The sequence below is a fragment of the Pseudomonas furukawaii genome (genome assembly GCF_002355475.1).
Taxonomy (GTDB): Bacteria; Pseudomonadota; Gammaproteobacteria; order Pseudomonadales; family Pseudomonadaceae; genus Metapseudomonas; species Metapseudomonas furukawaii.
Map to the genome: position 1 here is coordinate 3,351,202 of NZ_AP014862.1, position 23,827 is coordinate 3,375,028.

28 protein-coding genes are annotated in these 23,827 nt (G+C 65.4%); 10 read left to right on the top strand and 18 right to left on the bottom strand.

The window, feature by feature from the left end; all coding sequences use genetic code 11:
- Positions 1 to 15: 15 nt before the first annotated feature.
- Positions 16 to 765 carry a class I SAM-dependent methyltransferase gene (locus KF707C_RS15605; RefSeq protein ID WP_003448322.1) on the bottom strand — a complete coding sequence of 250 codons (750 nt, stop codon included), beginning with the start codon at positions 763 to 765 and terminating at the stop codon, positions 16 to 18.
- Positions 766 to 1,037: 272 nt separating this feature from the next.
- Here KF707C_RS15605 and pabB point away from each other — a divergent pair, with 272 nt between their 5' ends.
- Positions 1,038 to 2,387, top strand: coding sequence for an aminodeoxychorismate synthase component I (gene pabB, locus KF707C_RS15610; protein WP_003448323.1), 1,350 nt, complete (start codon positions 1,038 to 1,040; stop codon positions 2,385 to 2,387).
- Positions 2,388 to 2,576: 189 nt separating this feature from the next.
- Here pabB and thrH read toward each other — a convergent pair whose 3' ends face one another.
- The gene (thrH, locus tag KF707C_RS15615; RefSeq protein ID WP_003448324.1) at positions 2,577 to 3,194 is read right to left on the bottom strand and encodes a bifunctional phosphoserine phosphatase/homoserine phosphotransferase ThrH; all 618 of its coding nucleotides are present in this window, start codon (positions 3,192 to 3,194) and stop codon (positions 2,577 to 2,579) included.
- Positions 3,195 to 3,388: 194 nt separating this feature from the next.
- Here thrH and KF707C_RS15620 point away from each other — a divergent pair, with 194 nt between their 5' ends.
- Both KF707C_RS15620 and KF707C_RS15625 read left to right on the top strand, forming a co-directional pair.
- The gene (locus KF707C_RS15620; RefSeq protein WP_003448325.1) at positions 3,389 to 4,123 is read left to right on the top strand and encodes a phosphoadenylyl-sulfate reductase; all 735 of its coding nucleotides are present in this window, start codon (positions 3,389 to 3,391) and stop codon (positions 4,121 to 4,123) included.
- Between the two features lie 4 nt (positions 4,124 to 4,127).
- Positions 4,128 to 4,445 (top strand): hypothetical protein, encoded by a 318-nt coding sequence (locus KF707C_RS15625; protein WP_003448326.1) that lies wholly within the window; start codon positions 4,128 to 4,130, stop codon positions 4,443 to 4,445.
- Positions 4,446 to 4,534: 89 nt separating this feature from the next.
- On the opposite strand, the gene cysB is transcribed toward KF707C_RS15625, so the two are convergent.
- From cysB to KF707C_RS15650, 5 genes are all read right to left on the bottom strand, one after another.
- Positions 4,535 to 5,509, bottom strand: coding sequence for an HTH-type transcriptional regulator CysB (gene cysB, locus KF707C_RS15630; RefSeq protein WP_003448327.1), 975 nt, complete (start codon positions 5,507 to 5,509; stop codon positions 4,535 to 4,537).
- Between the two features lie 119 nt (positions 5,510 to 5,628).
- Positions 5,629 to 6,129: a universal stress protein gene (locus KF707C_RS15635; protein WP_003448328.1), complete on the bottom strand. Its 501-nt coding sequence runs from the start codon at positions 6,127 to 6,129 to the stop codon at positions 5,629 to 5,631.
- 125 nt (positions 6,130 to 6,254) lie between these two features.
- Positions 6,255 to 7,160: a 5'-nucleotidase gene (locus tag KF707C_RS15640; RefSeq protein WP_003448329.1), complete on the bottom strand. Its 906-nt coding sequence runs from the start codon at positions 7,158 to 7,160 to the stop codon at positions 6,255 to 6,257.
- Positions 7,161 to 7,173: 13 nt separating this feature from the next.
- Entirely contained in the window at positions 7,174 to 8,127 is a 954-nt protein-coding gene (locus KF707C_RS15645) for a putative 2-dehydropantoate 2-reductase (RefSeq protein WP_003448331.1), read from the bottom strand.
- Complete coding sequence (locus KF707C_RS15650; protein WP_003448332.1) at positions 8,128 to 8,514, bottom strand: YbbN family protein; 387 nt, start codon at positions 8,512 to 8,514, stop codon at positions 8,128 to 8,130.
- Between KF707C_RS15650 and KF707C_RS15655 the strand changes: the two genes are divergently transcribed.
- A complete protein-coding gene (locus KF707C_RS15655; protein ID WP_003448333.1) occupies positions 8,513 to 8,923 on the top strand; it encodes a PilZ domain-containing protein in 411 nt (136 codons plus the stop codon). The two genes, KF707C_RS15650 and KF707C_RS15655, sit on opposite strands and share 2 nt — an antisense overlap.
- Before the next feature lie 166 nt (positions 8,924 to 9,089).
- Positions 9,090 to 10,166 carry a 3-deoxy-7-phosphoheptulonate synthase gene (locus KF707C_RS15660; RefSeq protein WP_003448334.1) on the top strand — a complete coding sequence of 359 codons (1,077 nt, stop codon included), beginning with the start codon at positions 9,090 to 9,092 and terminating at the stop codon, positions 10,164 to 10,166.
- A 70-nt stretch (positions 10,167 to 10,236) separates the two neighbouring features.
- On the opposite strand, the gene KF707C_RS15665 is transcribed toward KF707C_RS15660, so the two are convergent.
- Together KF707C_RS15665 and KF707C_RS15670 are read right to left on the bottom strand one after the other, a co-directional pair.
- A complete protein-coding gene (locus KF707C_RS15665) occupies positions 10,237 to 10,512 on the bottom strand; it encodes a GNAT family N-acetyltransferase (RefSeq protein WP_003448335.1) in 276 nt (91 codons plus the stop codon).
- A gap of 19 nt (positions 10,513 to 10,531) precedes the next feature.
- Positions 10,532 to 11,803, bottom strand: a complete 1,272-nt coding sequence (locus KF707C_RS15670) for a hypothetical protein (protein ID WP_003448336.1) — start codon at positions 11,801 to 11,803, stop codon at positions 10,532 to 10,534.
- A gap of 455 nt (positions 11,804 to 12,258) precedes the next feature.
- Between KF707C_RS15670 and oprI the strand changes: the two genes are divergently transcribed.
- Complete coding sequence (oprI, locus tag KF707C_RS15675) at positions 12,259 to 12,510, top strand: outer membrane lipoprotei OprI (protein ID WP_003448337.1); 252 nt, start codon at positions 12,259 to 12,261, stop codon at positions 12,508 to 12,510.
- A 159-nt stretch (positions 12,511 to 12,669) separates the two neighbouring features.
- On the opposite strand, the gene KF707C_RS15680 is transcribed toward oprI, so the two are convergent.
- The 3 genes from KF707C_RS15680 to KF707C_RS15690 all read right to left on the bottom strand — a co-directional run bounded on the left by KF707C_RS15680 (position 12,670) and on the right by KF707C_RS15690 (position 14,655).
- On the bottom strand, positions 12,670 to 13,638 hold the full coding sequence (locus KF707C_RS15680) for a L,D-transpeptidase family protein (protein ID WP_003448339.1): 969 nt from the start codon (positions 13,636 to 13,638) through the stop codon (positions 12,670 to 12,672).
- 73 nt (positions 13,639 to 13,711) lie between these two features.
- Positions 13,712 to 13,993 (bottom strand): hypothetical protein, encoded by a 282-nt coding sequence (locus KF707C_RS15685; protein ID WP_003448340.1) that lies wholly within the window; start codon positions 13,991 to 13,993, stop codon positions 13,712 to 13,714.
- A gap of 56 nt (positions 13,994 to 14,049) precedes the next feature.
- Positions 14,050 to 14,655: an arylesterase gene (locus tag KF707C_RS15690; protein WP_003448341.1), complete on the bottom strand. Its 606-nt coding sequence runs from the start codon at positions 14,653 to 14,655 to the stop codon at positions 14,050 to 14,052.
- A gap of 10 nt (positions 14,656 to 14,665) precedes the next feature.
- Between KF707C_RS15690 and KF707C_RS15695 the strand changes: the two genes are divergently transcribed.
- Genes KF707C_RS15695 through greB form a run of 3 tightly spaced genes read left to right on the top strand, consistent with a single transcriptional unit; the run spans position 14,666 to position 18,385 of the window.
- Positions 14,666 to 15,349 carry an ABC transporter ATP-binding protein gene (locus tag KF707C_RS15695; RefSeq protein ID WP_003448342.1) on the top strand — a complete coding sequence of 228 codons (684 nt, stop codon included), beginning with the start codon at positions 14,666 to 14,668 and terminating at the stop codon, positions 15,347 to 15,349.
- Positions 15,349 to 17,853 (top strand): ABC transporter permease, encoded by a 2,505-nt coding sequence (locus tag KF707C_RS15700; RefSeq protein WP_003448343.1) that lies wholly within the window; start codon positions 15,349 to 15,351, stop codon positions 17,851 to 17,853. The genes KF707C_RS15695 and KF707C_RS15700 overlap by 1 nt, the downstream gene beginning before the upstream one ends.
- Positions 17,854 to 17,887: 34 nt before the next feature.
- Positions 17,888 to 18,385, top strand: coding sequence for a transcription elongation factor GreB (greB, locus tag KF707C_RS15705; RefSeq protein ID WP_003448344.1), 498 nt, complete (start codon positions 17,888 to 17,890; stop codon positions 18,383 to 18,385).
- Between the two features lie 102 nt (positions 18,386 to 18,487).
- Here greB and KF707C_RS15710 read toward each other — a convergent pair whose 3' ends face one another.
- Positions 18,488 to 18,787 (bottom strand): hypothetical protein, encoded by a 300-nt coding sequence (locus tag KF707C_RS15710; RefSeq protein WP_003448345.1) that lies wholly within the window; start codon positions 18,785 to 18,787, stop codon positions 18,488 to 18,490.
- A complete protein-coding gene (locus KF707C_RS15715; RefSeq protein WP_003448346.1) occupies positions 18,787 to 19,017 on the bottom strand; it encodes a hypothetical protein in 231 nt (76 codons plus the stop codon). The genes KF707C_RS15710 and KF707C_RS15715 overlap by 1 nt, the downstream gene beginning before the upstream one ends.
- Before the next feature lie 205 nt (positions 19,018 to 19,222).
- On the opposite strand from KF707C_RS15715, the gene KF707C_RS15720 reads away from it, so the two are divergent.
- Positions 19,223 to 20,356 (top strand): YbdK family carboxylate-amine ligase, encoded by a 1,134-nt coding sequence (locus KF707C_RS15720; protein WP_003448347.1) that lies wholly within the window; start codon positions 19,223 to 19,225, stop codon positions 20,354 to 20,356.
- Here KF707C_RS15720 and KF707C_RS15725 read toward each other — a convergent pair.
- From KF707C_RS15725 to KF707C_RS15740, 4 genes are all read right to left on the bottom strand, one after another.
- Entirely contained in the window at positions 20,353 to 21,033 is a 681-nt protein-coding gene (locus KF707C_RS15725; protein WP_003448348.1) for an RES family NAD+ phosphorylase, read from the bottom strand. The two genes, KF707C_RS15720 and KF707C_RS15725, sit on opposite strands and share 4 nt — an antisense overlap.
- Positions 21,033 to 21,434 (bottom strand): MbcA/ParS/Xre antitoxin family protein, encoded by a 402-nt coding sequence (locus tag KF707C_RS15730; RefSeq protein WP_003448349.1) that lies wholly within the window; start codon positions 21,432 to 21,434, stop codon positions 21,033 to 21,035. Before KF707C_RS15730 ends, KF707C_RS15725 begins: the two co-directional genes overlap by 1 nt.
- Before the next feature lie 278 nt (positions 21,435 to 21,712).
- Positions 21,713 to 22,345, bottom strand: coding sequence for a response regulator (locus KF707C_RS15735; RefSeq protein ID WP_003448351.1), 633 nt, complete (start codon positions 22,343 to 22,345; stop codon positions 21,713 to 21,715).
- A gap of 44 nt (positions 22,346 to 22,389) precedes the next feature.
- A complete protein-coding gene (locus KF707C_RS15740) occupies positions 22,390 to 23,733 on the bottom strand; it encodes a cache domain-containing protein (RefSeq protein WP_003448352.1) in 1,344 nt (447 codons plus the stop codon).
- Between the last annotated feature and the right edge of the window lie 94 nt (positions 23,734 to 23,827).

Genomic DNA, 23,827 nt, shown 5'->3' on the forward strand with positions numbered 1-23,827 from the left:
CTGCCACAGGGCGCATCAGGAGACCCGCCCCAGGTTGACGGTCAGCGGCCAGTTCACCTGGCGCGCGGTGGTCGGATCGCCCCAGGCCTCGCGGAAGCGTTCCCGCAGCGGGTCGAGGGGGTTCACGCCGTGGCGAGACTGGTAGGTGACCAGCGCGGACCAGCTTTCCAGGTAGCCCAGCAGGCGCGGCAGGTCCCACTGGACGTTGAGGTTGAAGGGCGGTACGTCGATCCGCTCGAAGGGGAACGGCAGCGTCCGGTAGCCCTGCTCCACATGGCGCCGCTCCTCGGCCCAGTAGGGGCCGAGGATGTCCTGGTAAAGGTGCATGACCAAGGCGTCTATCTCCGGCGAGATTTCCGAGAGGCTGTAGGAGATCACGGCCAGCAGGCCACCCGGTTTGCTCACCCGTCGCACCTCGGCGTAGAAACCCTCCAGGTCGAACCAGTGCAGGGCCTGAGCCACCAGGGTTAGGGAAACGCTGCCATCGGCAAGGCGGGTCTGCTCCGCCGGCTCGCAGCGGTAGTCGATATTGGCGGCGCGCTCGGCCTTGGCCAACTGCTGCTCGCTGACGTCGGTGCCGACCACCTGGCGGAAATGCCGGGCCAGTTCGGTGGTGGCCTGGCCGCTGCCGCATCCGCAGTCCCAGGCCAGGGCGAGGTCAGGCGCCTGCTGTGCGAGCCAGGCGATCAATGCGGGGTCATAGGTGGGGCGATTGGCGCGGTAGGTGTCGGACTGGCGGGTGAACAGGTTCCTGGTTTCTGACATGGCGGGCATCCGGGTCTGATCGCGGAGCTGCCAGCATAGCGCGAGTCGAAACGGCGAGGTGGCCCCTGCGGGGCCATTCATTGCGGGCGAACTCATTCGCCAGGCAGGTCCTGGATCCGATGCGTTCGCGCCGCAGGATAGCGTTGAGCGAAGCGGTGGATTGGCACACCAGTACCGGAACGCCCTTCCCGCGTGAACTTCGAGAAAAAGGCCCTAGGATCGACACTACAGGCGGACTAGAATCCGCCCTCGCCTTCCGTCCGCGTCCCTTTATGTCCAACTGTCATCTGCACGCCCTGCCCTACCACGAATCGCCCTGCGAACGCTTCAGCCTGATCCGTCAGGCGCCTGGCGCCGTTCTGCTGGATGCCGCCCGCCCGGGAGCCGAGCGGGGACGCTATGACCTGTTCAGCGCCTGGCCACTGGCGGAACTGGCACCAACGCCGGGCGAGTCAGCCAACGACTTCGCGCAACGCCTGCGCGAGGCACTGGCGGGCCTGGGCGAGGCGTCCTTGCCCGAAACAGTGAGCCTGCCATTCGTCGGCGGACTGATCGGCTACCTGGCCTACGACTTCGGCCGTCGGGTGGAACGGTTGCCGGAACAGGCTCTCGACGATCTCCAGCTGCCCGATGCCCGACTTGGCCTCTACGCCTGGGCCCTGGTGAGCGATCACCAGGCACGCACCAGCCAGCTGGTGTTCCATCCGAGCCTGGAGAGCGGGGAGCGTGAACGCCTGATCGCCCTGTTCGAGCGGCCTGACCCCGGGACGACGGGCGACTTCCGGCTTCGCGCACCCTTCGCCGCCAACCTCGCGGAGGGTGACTACCGCCACGCCATCGAACGGGTGCAGGCCTACATCCAGGCCGGCGACTGCTATCAGGTGAATTTCACCCAGCGCTTCCAGGCCCCGTGCGATGGCGATCCCTGGGCCGCCTACCTGGCGTTGCGCCGTGCCTGCCCGACGCCCTTCGCCGGCTACCAGGCGCTGGGCGGTGGCGACGCCATCCTCAGCCTGTCTCCGGAACGTTTCATCCGCGTCAGTCAGGGCCAGGTGGAAACGCGCCCCATCAAGGGCACCCGCCCCCGTGGACGCAGCGCCGAGGAAGACCGCGCCCAGGCCGACGAGTTGCTGGCCAGCCCCAAGGACCGCGCCGAGAACCTGATGATCGTCGACCTGCTGCGTAACGACCTGGGGCGCAGTTGCGCCATCGGTTCGGTGCGGGTCCCGGAGCTGTTCGCCCTGGAGAGCTACCCGAACGTCCATCACCTGGTCAGCGCCGTCACCGGCCGGTTGGCGGAGGACAAGGATGCGCTCGACCTGATCGTCTCCAGCTTCCCTGGCGGCTCGATCACCGGCGCACCGAAGATCCGCGCCATGGAGATCATCGATGAACTGGAACCGACGCGCCGCTCGATCTACTGCGGCTCCCTGCTCTACCTGGATGTGCGCGGCGAACTGGACAGCTCCATCGCCATCCGCACCGTACTGGTGAAGGACGGCCAGGCCAGTTGCTGGGGAGGGGGCGGCATCGTCGCCGACTCCGACTGGCAGGAGGAGTACCGGGAGTCGATCACCAAGGTGAAGGTGCTGATGGCGACGCTGGAGGGGTTGGGCGACTGATCCACGCCGCAAGAAAGCCCGCTTTCGCGGTAATGCTGTTCACATAAAAAACGCCGCTTTTCCTTCAGCAGGAAAGCGGCGTTTTTTTGATTCTGCGTGATCCTACATCATGAAGCCCCAGCGACTGACGCTGCCATCACCTACGTGAACGGCATTACGCTTTCGCGGGCTTTTTCATGGGCGCAGGGTTCAGAGGCTCAGTGGGCGGCTGGAGGCCTTGATGAACTCCCGCTTGAGGTCTTCGTAGGTGTGCACCGCCGGGAACTGCGGGAACTCCCGGATCACGTTCTCGGGCGCATGGAACAGGATGCCGGCGTGGGCCTCGCTGAGCATGGTGGTGTCGTTGTAGGAGTCGCCGGCGGCGATCACGCGGTAGTAGAGGCTCTTGAAGGCGAGCACGGACTGGCGCTTCGGATCCTTCTGGCGCAGCTGGTAGCTGACCACGCGGTCGGTCTCGTCGGCGATCAGGCGGTGGCACAGCAGGGTCGGGAAGCCCAGTTGGCGCATCAGCGGCTGGGAGAATTCGTAGAAGGTGTCCGAGAGGATGACGACCTGGAAGCGCTCGCGCAGCCAGTCGACGAACTCCACGGCGCCGTCCAGCGGCTTGAGGGTGGCGATCACTTCCTGGATGTCGCCCAGCTTCAGGCCATGTTCGTCGAGGATTCGCAGACGCTGCTTCATCAGTACGTCGTAGTCCGGGATGTCCCGGGTGGTCGCCTTGAGCGCTTCGATTCCGGTTTTTTCCGCGAAGGCGATCCAGATTTCCGGAACCAGTACACCTTCCAGGTCGAGACAGGCGATTTCCACGAGCAGTTCCCCGCATGGCTGTTGTGATTGGAGGCGGCACTCTAGCCGCTCCCCCGATGCGGCGCAACGCGACGCTTATACCCGGAAGCCACAGTCAATCTTCCTGTTGGTTATTTAGGGGCATATCTCCGATCTTGCTAAGATGCGCCGCACAGAGCGCACCCAGCGCCATCCCCCATAAGGAAGCCTGCCTGATGAGCCAACCCTTCGACGTCGCCGAACTGGCGACGGCCTACGCCAGCAAGTCCCCCCAGGACATCCTCAAGCTCGCCTTCGAGCATTTCGGCGACGACTTGTGGATCTCCTTCAGCGGTGCCGAGGACGTGGTCCTGGTGGATATGGCCTGGAAGCTGAACAAGAACGTGAAGGTGTTCAGCCTGGACACCGGCCGCCTGCACCCCGAGACCTACCGCTTCATCGAGCAGGTCCGCGAGCATTACGGCATCGCCATCGAGGTCCTCTCGCCGGATCCGCGACTGCTGGAGCCCTTCGTCAAGGAGAAGGGGCTGTTCAGCTTCTTCAAGGACGGTCACGGCGAATGCTGCGGCATCCGCAAGATCGAACCGCTGAAGCGCAAGCTGGCGACCGTCAGCGCCTGGGCCACCGGCCAGCGCCGTGACCAGAGCCCCGGCACCCGTGCCCAGGTCGCAGCCCTGGAACTGGATGGCGCCTTCTCCACCCCGGACAAGCCGCTGTACAAGTTCAACCCCCTGGCGCAGATGACCAGCGAGGAAGTCTGGGCCTATATCCGCATGCTGGAGATTCCCTACAACCCGCTGCATGAACGCGGCTTCATCAGCATCGGCTGCGAGCCCTGCACCCGCCCGGTGCTCCCCAACCAGCACGAGCGGGAAGGCCGCTGGTGGTGGGAGGAAGCCACCCAGAAGGAATGCGGGCTCCACGCAGGCAACCTGATCAGCAAGGCCTGAGGCGATGCGCATCACCCTGGTGAAGAAGGTCCTGGCCGATGGCCAGGACTGCCGCAAATGCCGGGATGTGATGGAGCGCCTTGAACGCAGCGGCCAGTTGGCGCGGATCGACCGCATCCTGGTGGCCGACGAGCGCGATCCGTCCAGCGCCGGCTGGATGGCCGCGCAGCACTACGGCGTGGATACCGCGCCCTTCTTCGTGGTGCGGCACGACGATGGCCGGGAAGAGGTCTACAGCGTTTTCCTCGCCTTCGTCCGCGACGTCCTGCAACCGCCCTCGCCTGTCCGGCGGGACGACCGGGACGGGCCGGCCCCTCCTTGAGCGGCGCCGCTTCACGGATACCGAAATCGACAACGCCGCTTTCCGGGCAGGAAAAGCGGCGTTGTTCGTCATGAGGCGCCAGCGGTCGATCAGTAGGTCGGCAGCTCCACGTCGCGGAACAGCTCGTCCAGCTCGGCCTTGTTGTGGCACTGGACGGCCTTGGCCTGCATGTCGCGCGTCAGATGCGGGGCGAACTTCTCGATGAAGTCGCACATGAAGCCACGGAGGAAGGTGCCACGACGGAAGCCGATCTTGGTGACGCTGGATTCGAACAGTTCACCGGCATCCAGCACCACCAGGTCGCTGTCCAGTTTCTCGTCCACCGCCATCTTGGCGACGATGCCCACGCCGAGCCCCAGGCGGACATAGGTCTTGATCACGTCGGCGTCGGCGGCGGTGAACACCACCTTCGGGGTCAGGCCGCGGTGGCTGAACGCCTCGTCCAGCTTGGAGCGGCCGGTGAAGCCGAAGACGTAGGTCACGATGGGGTGTTCGGCCAGCGCCTCGAGGGTGAGCTTGGGCAGCTTGGCCAGGGGGTGCCCCTGGGGAACGATGACGCAACGGTTCCAGCGGTAGCAGGGCATCATCACCAGGTCGCCGAACAGCTCGAGGGCCTCGGTGGCGATGGCGAAATCCACGGTGCCGTCGGCGGCCATCTCGGCGATCTGCATCGGAGTGCCCTGATGCATGTGCAGGGCGACGTCGGGGTACTGCTTGATGAAGCTGCCGATCACCGGCGGCAGCGCATAGCGAGCCTGGGTGTGGGTGGTGGCGATGGACAGGGTGCCCTTTTTCTCGTTGGAGAATTCCTGGGCGATCTGCTTGATGCTCTCGACCTTGCGCAGGATCTCGCCGGCGGTGGTGATGATGCGCTCGCCGGCGGGCGTGACTCGGGTCAGGTGCTTTCCGCTTCGGGCGAATACCTCGACACCCAGCTCATCCTCCAGCAGGCGAATCTGCTTGCTGATGCCCGGCTGCGACGTGTACAGGCTTTGCGCAGTGGCGGACACGTTCAGGTCGTGGTGCGCCACCTCCCAGATGTAGCGCAATTGCTGGAGCTTCATAGGCATTCCTCAAAGCGATTACGCCGCAGGAAGTCGGCGGCGTTTATAACCATATTAATGGTTTGCTGATTAAAGCTAGACGCTTTTTTTCGACTTGCACAACCTGCGACCAGCGGCGTTCAGAAGTCGCCACGCCCTCGGTGCTGGAGCATGGGAACCAGGTAGACCGGAACCTCGGACAGCTGGACCAGGCGGGCGGCGGTACGCCCCAGCGGCGTGTCCAGGGCATTGCCATGGCTGTGGCTGCCCACCACCAGCAGGTCCACCGAGAGTTTCTGCACCTCCTCGAGAATCACCTGGGGTGGGTCCCCCTGCACCACCCGCACCGCGCGGATCATGTCCAGGTCCTGGACGGCCTCCCCCATCTCGTCGCGAAAGCCCTCCAGCACCCGCTGCTCGATGCTCGACATGACGGTGCCCAGGCCCTTGGCGCGCAGTTCCTTGAGGGTGTCGTCATCGAGGTAGGTCTGGAGCACCGACTCGGCGAACAGGCCGAGGGGCTCCACAGCGTGGATCACATAGAGTTGGGCACCGTAGGCCCGGGCAAGGGACAGGGCGTGTTGCAACACATAGGGGGCATAGAGACCGAGGTCCGTGGCATAGAGGATGGAGCGGATCATGAGGCCTCCTACCGCCATTCATGGCTGGCCTCACCAGAGCTTAGGAGCTATGGGAAAAGTCGTCGAGCGAGGGCCCGGGCCGCCGGAATCGGCGCTGAGACGGGCCGGGAATGCAGCGCCCGCGATCAGACCTGCGGCTCGTTGCTGACGCCATGGGGCACATGCCCCGTGGCCACCACATCGCGTGCTTTCTCGCAGTGCCCGGCCTGGTCGTCGAAGAACACGTCGGCGCCGAAGGTCTCGAGGACCGCCGCCTTCTCCAGCCCGCCCAGGAAGAAGGACTCGTCGAGGCGGATGTCCCACTCCCGCAGGGTGCGGATCACCCGTTCGTGGGCCGGTGCCGAGCGGGCGGTGACCAGGGCGGTGCGGATGGGACAGGCCTCCGCCGGGAACTCCTGCTGCAAGCGATTCAGGGCGGAGAGGAAAGGCTTGAAGGGACCGCCATCCAGCGGTTCCCGAGCGGAACTGCGCTCGTGGGCCTGAAACGCCTCCAGGCCGCCGCTCTGGTAGATGCGCTCGGAATGATCGGAAAACAGCACGGCATCGCCATCGAAGGCGATCCGCAACTCAGTGCTGGCCGCCCGGCGGGGCCCGCCGGAAAGGATGGTGGCGGCGGCGTAACCGCTCTGCAGGGCACCCCGGACGTCCTCGGCATGGGTGGACAGAAACAGGTGGCACCCGAAGGCCCTGAGGTAAGGCTCGGGACTTCGGCCGCCCACGAAGGCGGCCCGGGAGATGCCCAGTCCGTAGTGCTGGATGGAGTTGAAGGCGCGCAACCCGGTGTCGGCGCTGTTGCGCGACACCAGGATCACCTCTACCCGCTGCTGGCCCAGCGCCTGGTTGAGCCCGAGGAGCTTTTCCACCAGGGGGTAGGCGTCGCCGGGGGCCAGCACCTCGTCCTCATGGTCGATCTGGTACTGGCGGTAGGCTTCGATGCCCTGCGCCTCGTAGATCCGGTGGCTTTCATCCAGGTCGAACAATGCCCGGGAGGAAATCGCCAACACCAGCTTGTCACCCAGTCCTGCCCCCATGGTCTCCCCTCCCTCAGTTCTGGTTGCGCGCCTCGAGGAAGCGTAGCGCCTGGTAGAGGGCGCGCACGCGAACCATCTCGAAGCCCGCCTCGGCAGCGGCGGCCAGGGGGGCCTCATAGATGGCACCGAGTTCCAGCGGGCGCTTCTGGGCGAAGTCGTGGTACATGCTGGGCAGGTAATCGGGCATGCGGTCGGTGGAGGCGAGCAACTTGGCGGCGAAGTTGTCCGGCACGCGATGCCCGCAGGCGGTGGCCGCCTCCACCACCTCCTGCATGATGGACTCGATCAGCGCGCGACTGTCGGCGTTGCCCATCAGCGCGGTGGTGCCGGCATCGAGCAGCACCGACAGGCCGTTGTAGGGCACGTTCCACACCAGCTTCTGCCAACGGGCCTGGTCCAGCCGGGCCACGGCGGCCGAATCGATACCAGCGGCCTTGAATAGCGCCGCCCCCTCTTCGGCCAGCGCCTGGCGCTCGACCTCACCCTCGGCCGGGCCGGAGTGATAGCCGAGGTTCACCGCGCCCAGGGACTGGTGCTCGATCACGCCCGGCGCGGAACGATGCGCGCAGATGTAGCAGAGGCCACCCAGCAGGTGCAGGTTCTCGGGCAGCATCGGACGCACCGCCTCCTCCACCGCCAGGCCGTTCTGCAGCAGCACCACCTTGGCGCCGGGCGCGGCGGCCTGGGTGATCACCGGAGCCAGGGCCGCGTTGCTGGTGGTCTTGGCGCCCACCAGCAGCCAGTCGCACGGCGGCATGTCCGCGGCATCGCGATAGGCCTGGACCGGGAACAGGGCCTGCGCGCCATGGACCGCACTGTTCAACTGCAGGCCGCGGGCGACGACTGCGTCGTACTCGCTGCGCAGCAGGAAATGCACGTCGAAACCGGCGCGGGCCAGCATCAGGCCGTAAAAGCCGCCGATGGCGCCGGTACCGATGATGCCGATGCGCGGTGTGCTTGAACTCATCTAGGGAAGCTCCTCTGCCGGACGGGCCAGGGCCCGATCCAGCGCTTGAATCAGATCGTCGCGGCGCAGGCTGGCCTGCAGCACGCCATGAAAAAGGCCGTCACGGACCACGAACAGCGCGGGGAGGTGGAATACCTCATAGCGCTCCACCAGCCCACCATTATCGCCGGCATCTATCCAGCACAATCGGTCCACCGGCAGCGCCGCCCCCGGCAGGTACTGCCGCGCCCAGCGACAGGCGGCACAACCGACGGAGGTGAATACCAGCACGGACGTTCCAGGCAGGTCGAGCAACCGGCGATCGGCGTCCAGGTCGGTAAGCTCGACCTCCCGCACTATAGTGTCTGCAACGATGCCGCCATCGGGGCATCGGGAGTTCGCGATCATGCGTCAGTTCCTGCGTCACCCCACGGAAATGCCCGTGGAGCTGGTTCCGCGCAAGGGCCGTCACACGCCCTCGCAGCGGCTGCACGATATCAGCCTGGGTGGGGTGGCGTGCAACTCCAGTCGCGCCTATCGCCGCGGTACCCGACTGCTGCTCAGCATCCCGCTGCTGGGCGAACAGGCCTGCTATGCAGGCACCGTCGCCTGGTGCCATCGGCAGGACGTCGACTTCCTGGTGGGCATCGCCTTCACCGACGAGGAAAGCCTCTTCCGCGCGCGCATGGTCGAGCAGATCTGCCTGATCGAGCAGTACCGCCTGCAGCGCGAGCGGGAGATCGGCGAGCCACTGGACGCCGAGACCGTGGCCCAGGAGTGGATCGCCCGCCACGCCGCTGACTTCGCGCCGGTGTGAAAGCCGGGAATTCCACCTTTGGCGCATGCATTCACCATTGTCGAGCCAGCGTGGAAAGCGTTAAGGTTCCCCACCCCGCGCGTTTTTACTGCTGTGCAAGCCGCCAGACGGGGTTTCCTGGCGGCCGGCACCCGTGACCTGACGACCTTGAAGAATGAAAAGCACGATGGCTGATTTACAGATCGACGACCTTAACGTTGCCTCCAACGAGACCCTGATCACGCCGGAGCAGTTGAAGCGCGAAATTCCCCTGACCGAAACCGCCCGGCACACCGTTGCCGAAGGCCGCCAGGTCGTCCGCAATATCCTCGATGGCAAGGACCACCGCCTCTTTGTGGTCGTGGGCCCCTGCTCCATCCACGATATCAAGGCCGCCCACGAGTACGCCGACCGCCTCAAGGTCCTGGCGGCCGAGGTGTCCGACACCCTGTTCCTGGTGATGCGCGTGTACTTCGAAAAGCCGCGCACCACCGTCGGCTGGAAAGGCCTGATCAACGACCCCTACCTGGATGACTCCTTCAAGATCCAGGACGGCCTGCACATCGGTCGCCAGTTGCTGCGCGACCTGGCCGAGAAAGGCCTGCCCACCGCCACCGAAGCGCTGGACCCGATCTCCCCGCAATACCTGCAGGACCTGATCAGCTGGTCGGCCATCGGCGCCCGCACCACCGAGTCCCAGACCCATCGGGAAATGGCCTCCGGCCTCTCCTCCGCCGTGGGCTTCAAGAACGGCACCGACGGCAGCCTGACCGTGGCCATCAACGCGCTCCAGTCGGTTTCCAGCCCCCACCGTTTCCTCGGCATCAACCAGCAGGGCGGCGTTTCCATCGTCACCACCAAGGGCAACGCCTACGGCCATGTGGTGCTGCGGGGCGGCAACGGCAAGCCTAACTATGATTCGGTCAGCGTCGCCGTTTGCGAGCAGGAGCTGACCAAGGCCGGCATCCGTCCGAACGTCATGGTCGACTGCAGCCACGCCAACTCCAACAAGGACCCGGCCCTGCAGCCGCTGGTGATGGACAACGTCGCCAACCAGATCCTCGAAGGCAACAACTCCATCGTCGGCCTGATGGTGGAGAGCCACCTGGGCTGGGGCAACCAGTCCATTCCGAAGGAACTGGACCAACTGAAGTACGGCGTGTCCATCACCGACGCCTGCATCGACTGGGACACCACCGAGAAGGCCCTTCGCAGCATGCACGCCAAGCTCAAGGACGTGCTGCCCAAGCGCCAGCGCGGCTGATACTCCCCACCAGAACGAAAACGCCGGGCAATTGCCCGGCGTTTTCATTGGTGCTTCCGATTCGGCCGTTCTACTGGTTCTGCCGCTGGCGACGCTCGATATAGCGCTCGACGTAGGAGCAGGACGGGATGACGGTGTAGCCCAGATTCTCGGCGTATTCCAGCGCGGACTCGGTCAACGCCGCGGCGATGCCGCGACCGCGCAGGACGTTCGGCACGAAGGTGCGATAGATGTCCAATGTCTGTTTACCCAGATCCATGTAGGCCAGGTATGCACGATGACCGTCCACGGTGGTCTCGAACTGATGACCTGCCTGGTCATGGTGAATGGACAATGCCTCGCTCATCACTACTCCTCTGAGGGGTCTAAAGCCTGACCCGTACCTTATCGATCTTTTCCAGTCGAAGGAACATCTCCGCGCTGCCCGAACCGTACTGCACGCTGAGATAGACCTTCCCGTTCTCCACCTTGTGCAATACACCCTGGTAGTAGGTGCCATCGTAGGTGATGAACTGCAACCGCTTGCCTGCATAACCCGGCAGGTCGGCTACATTGACGAACTCATACTGCTGCACGGCACGTCTGGAGTCATCGACTTCCGGTGCCGCCGTAACCTTCTCCATCCCCACCGGCTGCTTTCGCGCCAGAGGGTCAACCCAGGCGAATTCGACCGGTTGCACCAACTCCTGGTTCACCAGCACCGCCGGGCGCAACATGGTCACCACATCCTTCGCCTCGAAGAACTGCAAGCCATCCCAGGCCATCCCCTCGGTGGGCGTCAGTTCCACACGCAGCGACTGCGGATCCTTCAGGTACCGACCGTAGGCATCCAGTACGGACTGCCCGAGCGCGACTCGCTGGCTACGCAACACGGTATCGAACTGCTGGACGGCGGTCTTCAGGTAGAGCTCCGAGGACTGGCCAAGCTTGCCGGCACAGAATTCCTGCACTTTGCGCTGATACTGATTGTCGTTCAGCTCGAAAATCACACTGGACAGATGGGGCGGATTGGCACGGAGATCGCCCGGTTTCTCGGACATGTTAGACAAGGACAGGCTCAGGCGCACTTCGCCCATGTCCCGTGTATCGGACGTCAGGTTGAAGCTCAGTTTCTGGGCGCCGGGCTGGAACAGATAGGAGAACTCCGCATCGGTCTCGAAGGTGCGATAGCCCATCTCCAGCAACTCGTCAGTGCCAATGTTGCGCACGCTTCCACAGGCGACTTCACTCATCGCGGTAAAGACGCTGCGTTCGGCCGGCACATTATAAAGCTGCTGCATGAAGGGGCCGTGCACATCCAGCGCGAGTCCCTTGAGGCTCACCGCCATCTGCTCGGGGAACTTGCCCTCGGCGAGCCGCTCCTTGAAGCGCAGCAACTCCCCGAGGCCCTTGAACTTAAGTTCGGCGTGCTCGACCCGCAGGCTGTCGGCCATCGCTGGCACTCGAATCTGCAGCTTCTCCAACCCGACCCGGCCGTCGAAGGAAGAGGTGATGCCCCCGTAACTGATATCCATGAACGGCGACAACTTGGCGATGGCGTCATCCATCATGGAGCGGACCGACCACCAGAGTGACAACTTGATGATCAACCCCACGGCCAGCACGGAGAGCAATCCCCACTTGAGAATCTTCGACATAGAAAGGTCCTTGAAGTCTGCGCTTCGTTGCGGATATCGAAAGCCGGGGCAAGCTTAACAGCGGCTCATGGCCACCACCACGACCGCTCTCTGTATAGAGGAAGATAAATTTTGGTTCTCTGTAAGAAGTTCCAGTTTCAGATCACGAACCGAGCCCGGGGTGGGTCCCACCCGCCACCGAGCGAACGTTTGTCAGATGAAGAGGAAGAATCCGAACAGGCCAGGAACATGGGCCTACACTTGCACTTCGGACTGGTCAAATAACAGACAGACTGACTGTTTTTTGATCAACCACATCGCTCTTTGCTCGTGAACTAGCCGGCAAGCTGAAAAAAATGTGCTCACCCTGCGTGAGGTCAGTTTACTTACTACAAACTATCGGTAGTATGTACGCCGGCTAATTTCCCAAGCTCGGGGAATTGCTTTATGGAAATGTCCACCTTAAGGGGAACACGATGAACAACGTTCTGAAATTCTCTGCTCTGGCTCTGGCCGCAGTTCTGGCCACCGGTTGCAGCAGCGTATCCAAAGAAACCGAAGCCCGTCTGACCGCTACCGAAGACGCAGCTGCCCGCGCTCAGGCCCGTGCTGACGAAGCCTACCGCAAGGCTGACGAAGCTCTGGCCGCCGCTCAGAAAGCCCAGCAGACCGCTGACGAGGCTAACGAGCGCGCCCTGCGTATGCTGGAAAAAGCCAGCCGCAAGTAATAGCTCTCGGGCTATTAAAGCCGACCCAGTGCACTGGGTCGGCTTTTTTATTGCCCGGCATTTACCCCGGAAGTTGATTCGACAATCCGGGAATGCCGGAAAAAGAAAAGCCCGCGGACGCATTGCGCCGCGGGCTTCGCTTTTAAAACGGGAGCGGAGTCAGAGTTCGGTCGTGAAGTCAGGGGAACTGGCCGCCATGGCCGAGTTCGGCTCGGCGATCTCCACCGGCAGGCCATCTTCGGCCGCCACCACCTCGCGCACTACGTCCCAGTTCAGGCGGATGCTGTTGACCAATTCTTCACGCTTGAGCAGGGCATTGATCACGGCGGTGTGCTTGTCCACGACCGACGGATCGCCGTGGTCGTCCAGGGGCGCATGGGCTTCCAGGTAGACCTTGCCGCCGCTCACACCGAACTTGTACGGCTCGTTGATGATGCGCACCGAGGTACCCACCGGCGCCATGCTCGCCAGGGCCAGCACGTTGTGGTTGAGCATGCGGAAGCAGCCGTGGCTGACGCGCATGCCGATGCCGAACTTCTTGTTCGAACCGTGGATCAGGTAGCCCGGCACGCCCAGGGTGAACTTGAACGGCCCCAGCGGGTTGTCCGGACCCGGCGGCACCACGGTGGGCAGCGGATCGCCGTCGGCGGCATGCTCTTCGCGAATGGACTTGGGCGGATACCAGGCCGGGTTCGACGTCTTGGCGGTGATACTGGTGTTGGCGATGGGCGAGCCCCAGCCTTCGCGGCCGATGCCCAGCGGGAAGGTGTGCACCACATTCTGCCCTTTCGGGAAGTAGTACATGCGGTACTCGGCCAGGTTGATCACGATGCCTTCGCGCGGGCCCGGGGGCAGGATGTAACGGGTCGGCAGGATGATCTCGGTACCGGCGCCGGGCAGCCAGGGATCGACGCCCGGGTTGGCGGCGACCATTTCCAGGTACCCCAGGTCATTGGCGACGCCCAGGTCGGCGAAGGTGTCTTCATACTTGGCCTTGATCACCTGGACCTGGCCGACGATGTCCTCGCCAGGCGGAGGCAGGGGCAGCTCCAGGGCTGCGACGGGACCCGCCACCAGCACGGCGGCTAATGACAGGGAGCGGGCGACGGCTGGCAAGCGCGGCAACATCCGGGATTCCTTGGCGAATTGACTGATTGAAAGACTCGGGATTCTACACTGGCGCGAAAAATGCCGGGAGCCCTCAGGCCCCCAACCAGACCGAATACTGCCCCTGACGATGCGCCTCGAGCGTGGCGCGGCAGTGGGTACACAGGCGTCGGTCGCGCAGCAGGCCTTGCTCCAGCGTACTCCAGCGCGGCTGGGCTGGCAGCAGGCCGCCGCACAGCGTCCGATCGGCGAATCCCCCCAGCTCGAGCTGTCGCGCCACCAGGTGCAGGCGCACCTCGCGGCAGGCGAAGAGGTCGAGTTGCTCGTCAGGCTCTATCACTTTGTAGCCAAACAGGGACCAGGCGGGGCGCGGCATGGAGGACTCCGGGAACGGTGCGCAACATTAGCCGAAAGCGAGCCTCGGGAAAAGCGTCAGAGCAGGGGTTCCAGCGTCGGCCAGACGTTCTCCAGCAGCCTGGGCTGGGCGTTGGCCTGGGGATGGATACCATCCGGCTGCATCAACTCCGGCACGCCCCCGACCCCCTCCAGGAAGAAAGGCACCAGCGGCACCTGCTTCTGCTCCGCCAGGTCGCTGTAGACCTTGGCGAACGCCGAGGTGTAGCGGGCGCCGTAGTTGGGTGGCAGACGCATGCCAAGCAACAGCACGGCGGCCCCCTGGGCCCGCGAACTGTCGATCATGCCGGCAAGATTCTGTTGCAATTGGGCGGGGGGCTGCCCCCGCAGCCCATCGTTGCCGCCGAGTTCGATGATCACCAGTTCCGGCTTGTGCTCGGCGAGCAGCGCCGGCAGCCTGGAGAGCCCGCCAGCGCTGGTATCGCCGCTGATGGACGCGTTCACCACCTGCTTGTCGTAGCCCTTCTCGACGAGGCGTTTTTCCAGCAACGAGACCCAGCCCTGGCTGGATTCCAGCCCGAGAGCGGCGCTGATACTATCGCCGACGACCAGCACGGTCCCCGCCATGGCCTCCTGAGCCAGCAACAACAGTGACAGGCAGCCGCCCAACAACCAGGCACGCATTGGATTCTCCATGACCGCAAGCATTCTCGATGCGCGGAACCTTAGCAAAGTGGTTCCCAGCGCGGAAGGCGAGCTGATCATCCTTCACGACCTCTCGTTCAGCCTCGACAAAGGCGAAAGCCTTGCCATCGTCGGCAGTTCCGGCTCCGGCAAATCCACCCTCCTCGGCCTGCTCGCCGGCCTCGACCTGCCCAGCTCCGGCGACGTCCAACTGGCCGGACGATCGCTGTCCAGCCTCGACGAGGACCAGCGCGCCCGGGTCCGCGCCGAGCATGTCGGCTTCGTCTTCCAGTCGTTCCAGTTGCTGGACAACCTCAACGCCCTGGAGAACGTCATGCTGCCCCTCGAACTGGAAGGTCATCGCGATGCCCGCGAGCGCGCCCGCCAGTTGCTGGAACGGGTCGGACTCGGCCAGCGCCTCAGCCATTACCCCCGCCAGCTGTCCGGAGGCGAGCAGCAGCGTGTCGCCATTGCCCGCGCCTTCGCCGCCGAGCCCGATGTGCTCTTCGCCGACGAGCCCACCGGCAACCTCGACAGCCACACCGGCGAGCGCATCAGCGACCTGCTCTTCCAGCTCAACCAGGAGCGCGGCACCACCCTCGTCCTGGTCACCCACGACGAACGCCTGGCCCATCGCTGCCGCCGCCTGATCCGCCTGGAAGCCGGGCACCTGGTGGAACAGGTGGAGCCCTGATGCGCAACCTGCCCCTCTCCCGCCTCCTGGCCATGGCGGCGCGCCAACTGTGGCGCGACGCCCACAGCGGCGAGTTGCGGGTGCTGTTCTTCTCGCTGCTGGTGGCCGTCGCCGCCAGCAGCGCCATCGGCTATTTCAGCGCCCGCCTCAATGGCGCGATGCTGCTACGGGCCACCGAATTCCTTGGCGCCGACCTGCTCCTCAGCGGCTCCTCGCCCGCCACGCCCGAACAGTTGGAGAGCGGCAGGCGCCTGGGACTGACCCACGCCCGCGCGGTGGAATTCTCCAGCGTCATCGCCACCGACAACGGGATCCAACTGGCCAGCGTCAAGGCGGTGGACCAGGCCTACCCGCTGCGCGGCGAGCTGCGCAGCGCCGCCGAACCCTATGGCCCGGAGGCCACCGGCAGCGGCCCGCAACCCGGTGAAGCCTGGGCCGAAGCACGCCTCTTCGCCACCCTGAACCTCAAACCCGGCGACAGCATCGATGTCGGCGAGAAGGCCCTGCGCCTCAGCCGCGTGCTCACCTACGAGCCGGACCGCGCCGGCGACTTCTACAGCCTCACCCCTCGGGTGCTGATCAACCTCGACGACCTCGACGCCACCGGCGTGGTCCAACCTGGCAGCCGGGTTCGCTACCGCGAACTCTGGAGCGGTCCGGACGAGGCCCTCTCACGCTACCGCGCGGAAATCCGGCCCTCACTGGCCGCCCACCAGCGGCTGGAAGACGCCCGGCAGGGCAACCGGCAGATCGGTGGCGCCCTGGGCCGCGCCGAACGCTACCTCAACCTGGCCAGCCTGGCTGCAGTCCTGCTCTCCGGCGTCGCCGTGGCCCTGTCCGCGGCCCGCTTCGCCGCCCGCCGTTTCGACACCAGCGCACTCTTGCGCTGCTTCGGCCTGTCCCGACGCGAAACCCTGCTGCTGTTCAGTCTGCAACTGGCGCTGCTCGGCCTGCTCGCCAGCGTCCTGGGCGCCCTGCTGGGCTGGCTCGCCCAGGCCGTCCTGTTCCAGTTGCTCGACGGCCTGCTCCCGGCGGTGATCCCTGCCGGTGGCCTGGTGCCCGCCCTCGCCGGAATCGCCACCGGCCTCCTGGCCCTGGCCGGCTTCGCCCTGCCGCCCCTGGCGACGCTGGGCCGGGTGCCGCCCTTGCGGGTCCTGCGCCGGGACCTGCTACCGCTGCCCACCAGCGCCTGGCTCAGCTATGGCGCCGCGCTGGTGGCCCTCGGCCTGATCATGTGGCGCCTGAGTCTCGACCTGCGCCTGACACTCGCCCTGCTGGGCGGCGGCCTGCTCGCCACGCTGCTGCTGGGTGGCCTGCTGCTGGCGGGGCTGCGGACCATGCGCCGCCTGCTGGCCAGCGCCGCCCTGCCCTGGCGCCTGGGCCTCGGCCAGTTGCTGCGCCACCCCCTGGCCGCCGCCGGACAGTCCCTCGCCTTCGGCCTGATCCTGCTGGCCATGGCACTGATCGCGCTGCTTCGGGGCGAACTGCTGGACACCTGGCAGAACCAACTGCCGGAGAACGCCCCCAACCACTTCGCCCTCAATGTGCTACCCGCCGACAAGGACGCCTTCGCCGCGCGCCTGGCCAGCCTTTCGCCCCATCCCGCGCCGCTCTATCCCGTGGTCCCGGGACGCCTCACCGCCATCAACGGAGAGGGCGTGCGCCAGCTGGTGAGCAAGGACTCCCAGGGGGACCGCGCCGTGCGCCGCGACCTCAGCCTCACCTGGGCCGCCGACCTGCCCGGCGACAACCGCCTGGTGGCAGGCCGCTGGTGGGACGCCACGCCCAAGGACGAGCTGCCCGGCGTCTCGGTGGAATCCAAGCTCGCCGAAAGCCTCGGCCTCAAGCTCGGCGACCGGCTCACCTTCGCCGTCGGCGGCCTGCAGCGCGACGCGCGGGTCACCAGCCTGCGGGAAGTGGACTGGGACAACTTCCAGCCCAACTTCTACATGATCTTCGCCCCGGACACGCTTGCGGACCTGCCCGTCACCTACCTCACCAGCTTCTACCTGCCACCCCAGCGCGACCGGGACCTGGTTGAGCTCTCCCGGGCCTTTCCCGCTGTGACCCTGCTGCAGGTGGAAGCCATCCTCGCCCAGCTGCGCAGCATCCTCGCCCAGGTCACCCTGGCGGTGGAGTTCGTCCTGCTCTTCGTCCTCGCGGCTGGCCTCGCCGTGCTCTTCGCCGGCCTGCAATCCACCCTCGACGAGCGCATCCGCCAAGGTGCCCTGCTACGGGCCCTGGGCGCCGAACGCCGCCTGCTGGTGAGTGCCCGCCGCGCCGAATTCGCCCTGCTCGGTGCCGCCAGCGGGCTGCTCGCCGCCCTGGGCTGCGAGCTGGTGAGCGCCCTGCTCTACCGCTTCGCCTTCGACCTCGCCTGGCAGCCCCACCCCTGGTTGCTGGCCTTGCCGCTGGTGGGGGCCGTGCTGGTGGGTGGCGCCGGCGTGCTCGGCACCCGTCGCGCCCTCAACGCCAGCCCCCTGACGGTCCTGCGCGAGGCCTGATAGGCTTGGCCCCCCGTCTTCACGCAGGACCGACATGAGCCGTTATCGCCCCCCTCGCAGCGCTGGGACTCCCCTGATCACCCCGGAGGGTGAAGCCCGATTGCGTGCCGAGCTCCACGAGCTCTGGCACGTCCGCCGCCCCAAGGTCACCCAGGCCGTCAGCGACGCGGCCGCCCAGGGCGACCGCTCCGAGAACGCCGAATACACCTATGGCAAGAAGATGCTGCGGGAGATCGACAGCCGCGTGCGCTTCCTCACCAAACGCCTGGAAGCCCTGAAGGTGGTCAGCGAACGCCCGAGCGATCCGGGCAAGGTCTACTTCGGCGCCTGGGTGACGCTGGAAGACGACGACGGCGAGGAGGCCCGCTACCGCATCGTCGGCCCCGACGAGTTCGACCTGAAGGCCAACCTCATCAGCATCGACTCGCCCCTGGCCCGCGCCCTGGTGGGCAAGGCCCTGGACGCCGAAGTCCGGGTCAACACCCCGACCGGCGAGAAGACCTGGTACATAGTCGCCATCGACTATCCCTAGCGAGCGGCGCGGCGGCGGCCCAGGCTCCGAGAGACGGGCCTTCGACCGGCCATTGCGGTTGAAACCGTTACCGCGATCCGGCGGGAAGGACCCTCAGGCCGGCTACAGACGAATCCCCACTGTCCTGTCATACCCGGGCTCCTGCCCGTCACGGCGCTTTTGCCGCTCGGTCGACGCGGTGCGATCGGCTGAGCTGCCGCCGATGTGCTGGAACTCGTACACGGGCTTGGCCGGCGGCTGGGGTGGCTGTGGAACCTGGGTGCCACGTCCTGCGTACTGGCCATAGACGCCCAGCGCGAACATGCCGATCACCATGTACACCCCGAAACGCTCCAGACGCCTGGGATTCTTGCCAGAGGGCGTCGCCACTTGCAGGCGCGGCGGATTGGATGCGCGTTTCATCAGTCCTCCAGTACCCGGTCCATCAATTCCAGTCCCAGCCGCTGGGTACTGGTCTCGTCAGCGAATTCCCGCTGGCTGATGCCGGCGACCTTGGTCCGGGGAATGGCCAGGTGCTGGTTGCGCAAGGTGATGGAAAAACTCCCGTCGGCCTCCGACAGGCATTCGAACTGGAAGCTGGCGCTCATCTTGTTCAAGGTGTCCTCAACCTGGCGAAGCATAAAGCTGTTCATGCTCAGTCCTCCCACCAATCGAGTAGCCGGACTGAAAAACCTAGCAGGGAAACACGCCACGTAAATGTCATCGGGCGGCAATTCATCGGAAAGCATCCTGCATCCCGATGACAGGCCCATTGCAGGGCACCGACAGACCAACGGTCCTTGCAAGGTGCCGCCAGCGGTACGTCACTTGCCTGTAGGTTCCATCGAGGTGGATCGGATGCCGAATGCCCCACTGGCCCCCAGCTTCGGCGTGGAGGAAACCTTTTTCCTGGTCGACAGGCGCACCCGGGATCTGCCCACGCAACTGCCGGACGCTTTCCTGCGGGATGCCCACCGGGCATTCGGCGAATCCCTGAGCCAGGAGATGTTCCAGAGCCTGGTGCGCCTGGACATGGCCCAGCCCAGCCTGCTGGAAATCGCCGAGGCCCGCGCCACCCTGCTGGAGAAACGCGCCCGCCTCGCCGCCCTGGCCGCCGAGCACCAGTTGGCGCCCCTCTGTGCGGGGACGCATCCCTTCGCCGACTGGCACGGCCAGGTCCCCTGCGATGACCCGAACGTCCAGCCCATCTTCGAGGACCACCGGATGATCGCCCACCGCAGCCTGGCGTGCGGCCTGCGGGTACTGGTGTGCGTGCCGCCGGAGCGGGACCGTGTCCAGGTGATGAACCGGGTACTGGGCTGGTTGCCCCTGCTGCTGGCCCTGAGCAGTTCGTCGCCGTTCTGGAACGGTCGCCCAACGGGGCTGATGAGCTACCGCCGGGCCACGGCGGCGGAATGGCCCCACAAAGGGCTGCCTGAACCCATGCCCGACGAGCCGGCCTTCACTGCGTACCTGCAATGGCTGGTGGCCTGCGGCTCCATCCGCCGGGAAACCGACCTGCGCTGGTTCATCCACCCCTGCCCACAGCATCCTGCCCTGGAGCTGCAGATCGCGGACGCCTGCCCTTCGGTGGAGGACGCCCTGTGCGTGATCGCCCTGTTCCGTGCCCTGGTGGCCTGGGCCATGACGGAGCCGGAAGAACCCGAAGACCCCTTGCTGCAGCGACTGGTGCTGAAGGAAAACCACTGGCGGGCCATGCGCTTCGGCATCCATGGCATGTTCCTGGACGCCTCCGGCGAAGCCAGTCTGTCCGCCGGCGCGTGGTTGGCACGGGCCCATGCCTGCTTCGGTGAACTGGCGGAGGCGGAAGGTGACGGACTGGCCTTCTCCCGTGGCCGCCACGTGCTGCGCTACGGCAGCAGCGCCGACCGCCAGTTGCAGCGCTACCGGGAAGCCCTGCAGGCCGGGCTGCCCCGGCAGCAGGCGCTGGTGGCGGTGGTGGATGACCTGATCGCCGAAACCTGCGGCTAGCCGACGGGACTCAGTTTCAGCACGCAGTTGATGCGCTGGCTGCGCCCATCCCAGATGTAGCGAAAATGCTGTCCCTGCACGGGCAGGCTGACCGCCGGTGGACGAAAGGCGGCGACGCACTCGTGGCCCGGCAGGCGCACGCTGTTGTAGAGCAGTCCCCAGCGGTTGGCGTTGCGCTGATGCACGGCGAAGGCCTGGCTCGGACCGTAGGCGTTCGGGTCATGCAGGTCGGCGCGATCGCGCACGTCGATCATCGGCTTGACCACCTTGTTCACATAGGAACGCATGGTGATCTCGATGCTCGCTTCCTGGGTCGCGCGCCAGAACCGCTCCTGGTGATAGCGGGTCTCGGCGATGGCCGCCTCGATGGAGCTGGCGCAGTAGTAGACGCCAAAGGAGCCGTCGGAGAAGCGGCTGGACCGGCCGATATGGGTGAAGACCGCCATCACCACCGTGGCACCGGTGCCACTGACGCGGTCCTCGGGCGCCACCCGGACGATCTCTCCCACCTGGTCGCGCAGCCGGTCGTTGGTCAAGGCCTCGATGGCGTAGGCCAGTTCCAGGTCCTCGGGATCGAGGGTGTCCTCGAAGACGGAGATCGGCGGAAAGGCACTGTTCACCAGACGATAGGCCCGGGTCCACTCAGGCATCCGTTCCACCCGTTGCGGATCGCTCATCAGCCACGCACTCCATCCAGGTAGCGTCGGACATCGGCCACATCCACCACCTGGCCGCCGAGCATGTACTCCAGGGCGCTGCGGCCATTGAAGGGTGCGGCGCTGTTGGGCTTGTGCACCCACTCGTAGGCACGCTCCTCATGGTTGCTGAAGAGGATGCGCAGGGACTTGTGGATGCCCATCAGGTAGGAAATGCGCTCCAGGGTGTCGTGGGGCAGCCGCACACTGGGCAGCTTCTTGTAGCTGAAGTAGGTGGTGTTGCCGATGGAGCCCAGCAGGGTGCGCTGCTGCTCCTTGGTGCAGCCCCACTTGTCCATCAGGTTGAAGAAGAACTTCAGGGCCACACGGCCGGCTTCCCCTCCCTGGATATCCGGGCTGGCCTGCTTGGCGGGAATGGTCATGGCGCCTCCTGGACAGACTGTACTTACCCTGAAGACTACTCCTCACCCGAATAATTTCAATAAATTAATTCGGATACGAATAGTCAGTACAAGTCCCCTGGCCGATGCGCCCGGATTGAGGGAGTGGATTCATTCGAACCGGCGAGCCCGCGCCCTTGGGACCTGGCCATGAGTCGTTGGCGCTGCCCGTGTTGATTCAAATACCTGGGTGCGCTGGCTGAAGACTGTTGGAAGCGTCTCAAGTGGACGTCATGGGACCGATCGGACGCGCCCTGCCCTCAGATGGAAATCAGTCCATGCTCAAGCGCGTACTTCACCAGTGCGGCAGGGGTGTCGATGTTCAGCTTGCGGCGGATGCTCAGGCGGTAGGTCTCCACCGTACGCACGCTGATGTCCAGCTCGCGGGCCACTTCCTTGTTGTTCAGTCCCTTGGCGAGCATGGAGAGCACCTGCAGCTCCCGGGGCGTCAGCTCGTTCTCGTCGCGGCTGTTGGTGGCCAGCTTGCGGGCGACCTCGGGGCTGTAGAAGCTGCCGCCGGCGGCCACGGCCTCGATGGCGGCGATCAGCTCCGTGGAAGGCGCGTTCTTCAGCACATAGCCAAAGGCGCCGGCGTTGATGGAGGTGCGCACGTACTCCTGGTTGTCGTACATGCTCAGGATGAGGATCTTGATGCCCGGGTGCTGGGCGCAGAGGCGGCGCGTCAGTTCCAGGCCGTTCATGTCCTTCAGGCCCACGTCCACCAGCAGCACGTCCAGCTCGGTACGGGCCACCAGTTCGAGGGCCTCGGCGCCCGACTCGGCTTGGGCCACCACCTGGAAATGGGGCCAGGCGGACAACAGCGATTTCACGCCATCGCGCACCAGCACGTGATCGTCGATCAGCGCGATTCTGACGGGGTTGGGAACGCTCATGGGGGCCTTATGGTTCATGGACGGGCTGCGCGCCTGCGAGCCGATCAAGCGTCTAGGGGGATGCCGACCTGCAGTTCCGTGCGGCCGGAGGACGATGACAAGGTGAAGGTGCCGCGATGATGGTCGACCCGCTCCCGGATGTTGCGCAGGCCGATCCCCTGGCTGCGCTCCATCAGGCCGGGGTCGAATCCCACGCCATTGTCTTCCACTCGCAGGGCAACGCCACCCCGCGAGCAGGAGAGCGAAATTATAGCGGCGCTGGCCCGGGAATGGCGCTCGATGTTGCCGAGGGCCTCCTGGATGATGCGGTACAGCGTCACCGCCACCTCCCCGCCCACCTGCGTGTCGTCCAGCCCTTGCTCGAATTGGGTGCGGATGCCCGTGCGCTGCTCGAAGTCCCGCACCAGTTGCAAGATGGCCGGCGACAGGCCCAGGGTATCCAGCAGCGAGGGGCGCAGGTCATGGGAGATGCGGCGGATCTCGCCGATGGCCTCACCCAGCCGCGCCGTGCCCGCCTTGAGGTTCTCCAGCCCCCGGGGCATGCCCTTCTCCAGTTCCAGGCCGGCCAGCTCGAACTGGAACTTGATGGACACCAGTTGCTGGCTGATGCCGTCGTGCAGCTCGCGGGACACCCGCGAACGCTCCTCCTCCTGGAGCCGCACGATGCGCTGGTTCAGTGCCGAGAGCTTGCGGTCCGCCAGGCGGTGCTCGGAGAAATTCAGCATCAGGCCGCCGCTGAAGACCACCAGCACCGCGATCAGCGCCACCGAGGCGATGGCCAGCACCGTGGTCAGCACGCCGTCGGCCACTTCCTGGCGCGATTTGGAGGTGGCGACCTCGACATCGTCGATGTAGATGCCGGTGCCCAGCATCCAGCCCCAGCGATCCAGCATCACCACGTAGGACAGCTTGTCCGTCACCTGCCCGGTGGAGGGTTTCTCCCAGGTGTAGAGCTGGAAGCCATCGCCGCTCTTGGCGCTTTTCAGCAGCGCCTGGATCACCGGCAGGCCATTCTTGTCCTTCATGCCGATAAGCTCCCGGCCCACGAGGTTGGCCTGGCGCGGGTGCATCAGGTTCTTGCCGTGGCTGTCGTAGACGAAGAAGTAGCCATCCAGGCCGAAGTTGGCCCGGGACAGCATGCGCAACGCGTCCTGCCGCGCCGCCTCGTCATCGCGGCCGCTCTGGTAGAGGGGCGCGATCAGGCTCAGGGCCAGTTCCAGGTAGTTCTTCAGCTCGGCCTTCTTGGCGGCCATGATGCTGCTCTCCACCAGCCTGGCCTGCTCCTCCTCCAGCTTCCGGCTCTGGGCGAAGACCAGCACGCAGATGATCAGCACCGACGCGATGAGCGGCAGCACGCTGAGGGTCACGATCTTGTACTTGAGTTGCATCGTCTCTCGCCTGGTTGCGCGCCCGGAGCGCCCGGTTCCGTAGTTCTACGCACCCCGGGTACGTAGAACAGCGCATATCAATGGGCGGCCCGCC

What these genes read in the sequence shown, in the direction of transcription:
- KF707C_RS15625 (WP_003448326.1), top strand. Translation starts at nt 4,128, where the DNA reads ATGCGCATCACCCTGGTGAAGAAGGTCCTGGCCGATGGCCAGGACTGC.
- cysB (WP_003448327.1), bottom strand. Translation starts at nt 5,509, where the DNA reads ATGAAGCTCCAGCAATTGCGCTACATCTGGGAGGTGGCGCACCACGAC.
- KF707C_RS15665 (WP_003448335.1), bottom strand. Translation starts at nt 10,512, where the DNA reads ATGAGCGAGGCATTGTCCATTCACCATGACCAGGCAGGTCATCAGTTC.
- KF707C_RS15735 (WP_003448351.1), bottom strand. Translation starts at nt 22,345, where the DNA reads ATGAGCGTTCCCAACCCCGTCAGAATCGCGCTGATCGACGATCACGTG.
- KF707C_RS15700 (WP_003448343.1), top strand. Translation starts at nt 15,349, where the DNA reads ATGCGCAACCTGCCCCTCTCCCGCCTCCTGGCCATGGCGGCGCGCCAA.
- oprI (WP_003448337.1), top strand. Translation starts at nt 12,259, where the DNA reads ATGAACAACGTTCTGAAATTCTCTGCTCTGGCTCTGGCCGCAGTTCTG.
- KF707C_RS15710 (WP_003448345.1), bottom strand. Translation starts at nt 18,787, where the DNA reads ATGAAACGCGCATCCAATCCGCCGCGCCTGCAAGTGGCGACGCCCTCT.
- greB (WP_003448344.1), top strand. Translation starts at nt 17,888, where the DNA reads ATGAGCCGTTATCGCCCCCCTCGCAGCGCTGGGACTCCCCTGATCACC.
- KF707C_RS15695 (WP_003448342.1), top strand. Translation starts at nt 14,666, where the DNA reads ATGACCGCAAGCATTCTCGATGCGCGGAACCTTAGCAAAGTGGTTCCC.
- KF707C_RS15730 (WP_003448349.1), bottom strand. Translation starts at nt 21,434, where the DNA reads ATGACCATTCCCGCCAAGCAGGCCAGCCCGGATATCCAGGGAGGGGAA.
- KF707C_RS15680 (WP_003448339.1), bottom strand. Translation starts at nt 13,638, where the DNA reads ATGTTGCCGCGCTTGCCAGCCGTCGCCCGCTCCCTGTCATTAGCCGCC.
- KF707C_RS15640 (WP_003448329.1), bottom strand. Translation starts at nt 7,160, where the DNA reads ATGGGGGCAGGACTGGGTGACAAGCTGGTGTTGGCGATTTCCTCCCGG.
- KF707C_RS15605 (WP_003448322.1), bottom strand. Translation starts at nt 765, where the DNA reads ATGTCAGAAACCAGGAACCTGTTCACCCGCCAGTCCGACACCTACCGC.
- KF707C_RS15690 (WP_003448341.1), bottom strand. Translation starts at nt 14,655, where the DNA reads ATGCGTGCCTGGTTGTTGGGCGGCTGCCTGTCACTGTTGTTGCTGGCT.
- KF707C_RS15720 (WP_003448347.1), top strand. Translation starts at nt 19,223, where the DNA reads ATGCCGAATGCCCCACTGGCCCCCAGCTTCGGCGTGGAGGAAACCTTT.
- KF707C_RS15635 (WP_003448328.1), bottom strand. Translation starts at nt 6,129, where the DNA reads ATGATCCGCTCCATCCTCTATGCCACGGACCTCGGTCTCTATGCCCCC.
- KF707C_RS15725 (WP_003448348.1), bottom strand. Translation starts at nt 21,033, where the DNA reads ATGAGCGATCCGCAACGGGTGGAACGGATGCCTGAGTGGACCCGGGCC.
- KF707C_RS15655 (WP_003448333.1), top strand. Translation starts at nt 8,513, where the DNA reads ATGCGTCAGTTCCTGCGTCACCCCACGGAAATGCCCGTGGAGCTGGTT.
- KF707C_RS15670 (WP_003448336.1), bottom strand. Translation starts at nt 11,803, where the DNA reads ATGTCGAAGATTCTCAAGTGGGGATTGCTCTCCGTGCTGGCCGTGGGG.
- pabB (WP_003448323.1), top strand. Translation starts at nt 1,038, where the DNA reads ATGTCCAACTGTCATCTGCACGCCCTGCCCTACCACGAATCGCCCTGC.
- KF707C_RS15645 (WP_003448331.1), bottom strand. Translation starts at nt 8,127, where the DNA reads ATGAGTTCAAGCACACCGCGCATCGGCATCATCGGTACCGGCGCCATC.
- KF707C_RS15650 (WP_003448332.1), bottom strand. Translation starts at nt 8,514, where the DNA reads ATGATCGCGAACTCCCGATGCCCCGATGGCGGCATCGTTGCAGACACT.
- KF707C_RS15620 (WP_003448325.1), top strand. Translation starts at nt 3,389, where the DNA reads ATGAGCCAACCCTTCGACGTCGCCGAACTGGCGACGGCCTACGCCAGC.
- KF707C_RS15660 (WP_003448334.1), top strand. Translation starts at nt 9,090, where the DNA reads ATGGCTGATTTACAGATCGACGACCTTAACGTTGCCTCCAACGAGACC.
- KF707C_RS15685 (WP_003448340.1), bottom strand. Translation starts at nt 13,993, where the DNA reads ATGCCGCGCCCCGCCTGGTCCCTGTTTGGCTACAAAGTGATAGAGCCT.
- KF707C_RS15740 (WP_003448352.1), bottom strand. Translation starts at nt 23,733, where the DNA reads ATGCAACTCAAGTACAAGATCGTGACCCTCAGCGTGCTGCCGCTCATC.
- KF707C_RS15715 (WP_003448346.1), bottom strand. Translation starts at nt 19,017, where the DNA reads ATGAACAGCTTTATGCTTCGCCAGGTTGAGGACACCTTGAACAAGATG.